A 298-nucleotide genomic window follows, 5' to 3' on the forward strand; every position below is an offset into this window, starting at 1 on the left:
GACGGCGCTGGCCAGCCTTGGCTATTGCAGGAAGCTGCCTGAAGCCGCCGGCTTGAAGCCATCGAAATTGAGGTCCCGCCAACGATTGGGGGTCGTGCCCTCCCCCTCACGGAAAGCACGATAGAAGGAACTCTCGTCCTGGTAACCGAGCAGGCAGGCCACTTCGTCGATATCGGCAGAAGGATCCGACAAGAGCTGCCGGCCGAGTTCCTGTCGCGCGTTGACGAGAAGCTCGCGGAAGCTCGTTCCGTCTTCCGTTATCCGCCGCTGCAGCGTGCGTTCGCTCATCCCAAGCTCG

General features: G+C 62.1%; 1 protein-coding gene. It reads right to left on the minus strand.

Annotation, left to right across the window (positions count from 1 at the left end):
* Positions 1-21: 21 nt before the first annotated feature.
* Positions 22-298: AraC family transcriptional regulator (locus tag EN850_RS35525; RefSeq protein ID WP_136093070.1), on the minus strand; the 277-nt coding region annotated here is incomplete at its 5' end.

The organism is Mesorhizobium sp. M8A.F.Ca.ET.207.01.1.1 (genome assembly GCF_004794715.1).
In the GTDB taxonomy this organism is placed as follows: domain Bacteria; phylum Pseudomonadota; class Alphaproteobacteria; order Rhizobiales; family Rhizobiaceae; genus Mesorhizobium.